Below are 3428 nucleotides of genomic sequence, written 5' to 3'. Positions count from 1 at the left end.
ATGTTCTTTAAAAATGTGGAATTCTAAAGTAATCATAGTATTGAAAATGCGATGATTTGAGTTTCTAACTCAAGCACATGATTTTTCTGTGAAGTGATTATTCTTGGCGTAGAGAACTGATTGTTCGTTCTTCGGAACGGCAACATGTTTATCTAAAAGTCGTACAACTATTCATTTGTGTTATATGGTCAAGTGAATAAGCGCATACGGTGGATGCCTTGGCAGTTGAAGGCGATGAAAGACGTAGGAGCCTGCGATAAGGTTCGGGGAGCTGGCACACAAGCTTTGATCCGGACATTTCTGAATGGGGGAACCCAGTCCTTTTGGACTATCTTGCACTGAATACATAGGTGTAAGAGGCGAACCCGGGGAACTGAAACATCTAAGTACCCGGAGGAAAAGAAATCAACCGAGATTCCCTTAGTAGCGGCGAGCGAAAGGGGAGCAGCCGATGTTAGTAAAGTTAGTGGAAGGTTCTGGAAAGTTCCGCGATACAGGGTGATAGCCCCGTACACGAAGGCTTTATTAGCACATATTAAGTAGGTCGGGACACGTGATATCTTGACTGAAGATGGGGGGACCATCCTCCAAGGCTAAATACTCTCAACTGACCGATAGTGAACCAGTACCGTGAGGGAAAGGCGAAAAGAACCCCTGTGAGGGGAGTGAAATAGATCCTGAAACCGTATGCGTACAAGCAGTTGGAGCTCTTCGGAGTGACAGCGTACCTTTTGTATAATGGGTCAGCGACTTATTGTCTGTAGCAAGGTTAACCGTTTAGGGGAGCCGTAGGGAAACCGAGTCTTAATAGGGCGTTCAGTTGCAGGCATTAGACCCGAAACCCGGCGATCTACCCATGGGCAGGTTGAAGGTTGAGTAACATCAACTGGAGGACCGAACCCACTAACGTTGAAAAGTTAGGGGATGACCTGTGGGTCGGAGTGAAAGGCTAATCAAGCCGGGAGATAGCTGGTTCTCCCCGAAAACTATTTAGGTAGTGCGTCATGTATCACCCTCGGGGGTAGAGCACTGTTAAGGCTAGGGGGTCATCCCGACTTACCAACCCTTTGCAAACTCCGAATACCGAGGAGTGCGAGCATGGCAGACAGACGGCGGGTGCTAACGTCCGTCGTCAAGAGGGCAACAACCCAGACCGCCAGCTAAGGTCCCAAATCTCAGTTAAGTGGGAAACGATGTGGGAAGGCTTAGACAGCTAGGAGGTTGGCTTAGAAGCAGCCATCCTTTAAAGAAAGCGTAATAGCTCACTAGTCGAGTCGGCCTGCGCGGAAGATTTACCGGGGCTCAAACTGAGAACCGAAGCTGCGGATTTACTCTTTGAGTAAGTGGTAGGGGAGCGTTCTGTAAGCCTGTGAAGGTGTGTTGAGAAGCATGCTGGAGGTATCAGAAGTGCGAATGCTGACATGAGTAACGATAATGGAGGTGAAAAACCTCCACGCCGGAAGATCAAGGTTTCCTTTCCAACGTTAATCGGGGAAGGGTGAGTCGGCCCCTAAGGTGAGGCTGAGAAGCGTAATCGATGGGAAACAGGTTAATATTCCTGTACCGACTGTAACTGCGATGGAGTGACGGAGTAGGCTAGGCCAGCACGGCGATGGTTGTCCGTGTTTAAGGTAGTAGGCTGGGGACTTAGGCAAATCCGGGTCCCTAAGGCTGAGAGCTGACGACGAGCCCTCTTTTGGGTGAAGTGGTTGATGCCATGCTTCCAAGAAAAACTTCTAAGCTTCAGGTTACAGACGACCGTACTGTAAACCGACACAGGTGATCAGGTAGAGAATACCAAGGCGCTTGAGAGAACTCGGGTGAAGGAACTAGGCAAAATGGTACCGTAACTTCGGGAGAAGGTACGCCGGTTTTGGTGATGGGACTTGCTCCCTAAGCTGAGGCCGGTCGAAGTGACCAGGTGGCTGCGACTGTTTATTAAAAACATAGCACTCTGCAAACACGAAAGTGGACGTATAGGGTGTGACGCCTGCCCGGTGCCGGAAGGTTAATTGATGGGGTTAGCTTATGCGAAGCTCTTGATCGAAGCCCCGGTAAACGGCGGCCGTAACTATAACGGTCCTAAGGTAGCGAAATTCCTTGTCGGGTAAGTTCCGACCTGCACGAATGGCGTAACGATGGCCACGCTGTCTCCACCCGAGACTCAGTGAAATTGAAATCGCAGTTAAGATGCTGTGTACCCGCGGCTAGACGGAAAGACCCCGTGAACCTTTACTACAGCTTTGCACTGAACTTTGAGCCTACTTGTGTAGGATAGCTGGGAGGCTTTGAAACCATGTCGCTAGATGTGGTGGAGCCAATCTTGAAATACCAGCCTGGTATGTTTGAGGTTCTAACTCTGGTCCCTTACCGGGATCGAGGACAGTGTATGGTGGGTAGTTTGACTGGGGCGGTCTCCTCCCAAAGAGTAACGGAGGAGCACGAAGGTTGGCTAAGCATGGTCGGAAATCATGCGGTTAGTGTAATGGCACAAGCCAGCTTGACTGCGAGTCTGACAAGACGAGCAGGTACGAAAGTAGGTCATAGTGATCCGGCGATTCTGTATGGAAGGGTCGTCGCTCAACGGATAAAAGGTACTCCGGGGATAACAGGCTGATACCGCCCAAGAGTTCACATCGACGGCGGTGTTTGGCACCTCGATGTCGGCTCATCACATCCTGGGGCTGAAGCCGGTCCCAAGGGTATGGCTGTTCGCCATTTAAAGTGGTACGCGAGCTGGGTTTAGAACGTCGTGAGACAGTTCGGTCCCTATCTGCCGTGGGCGTTGGAAATTTGAGAAGAGTTGCTCCTAGTACGAGAGGACCGGAGTGAACGAACCTCTGGTGTTCGGGTTGTGTCGCCAGACGCATTGCCCGGTAGCTATGTTCGGACGGGATAACCGCTGAAAGCATCTAAGCGGGAAGCCTCCTTCAAGATAAGATTTCCCTGGGGCTTGACCCCCTAAAGGGCCGTTGAAGACTACGACGTTGATAGGCTGGGTGTGGAAGCGTTGTGAGGCGTTGAGCTAACCAGTACTAATTGCCCGTGAGGCTTGACCATATAACAGAGATGATTGGTTGCCTACAGAACGTAGGTATGTCGAATTCGCCGGGAGCGAAATTCGACGCGACAGTCAAGAAAGTCACAAAGACAGAAGATCGCATGAGTTAGAACTCATCGCATTGAGATTACTTTAGAATTCAGCAGAACAGATTCAGGTTCTGAGCATGCAATGCTTTTAACCTAACCAGTTTTGCCTGACGACCATAGAGTGTTGGAACCACCTGATCCCATCCCGAACTCAGAAGTGAAACGATACATCGCCGATGGTAGTGTGGGGAGTCCCCATGTGAGAGTAGGTCATCGTCAGGCTCTTATTCAAAAAGGCTCATCCGAAAGGATGGGCCTTTTTTTATGTCTGCTTGTCG

The 3428-nt window shown here is 50.2% G+C and carries 2 rRNA genes; both read left to right on the top strand.

Going from position 1 to position 3428, the window contains the following annotated elements:
* The first annotated feature begins 186 nt into the window (after positions 1–186).
* Positions 187–3060, top strand: a 23S ribosomal RNA gene (locus tag CFK45_RS18180).
* 196 nt (positions 3061–3256) lie between these two features.
* Positions 3257–3372 (top strand): 5S ribosomal RNA (rrf, locus tag CFK45_RS18175).
* Positions 3373–3428 lie beyond the last annotated feature (56 nt).

It is taken from the genome of Agaribacterium haliotis (genome assembly GCF_002312815.1).
Taxonomy (GTDB): Bacteria; Pseudomonadota; Gammaproteobacteria; order Pseudomonadales; family Cellvibrionaceae; genus Agaribacterium; species Agaribacterium haliotis.
The sequence above is the reverse complement of the archived record's forward strand: the minus strand, read 5'-3'. Positions and strand labels throughout refer to the sequence as shown.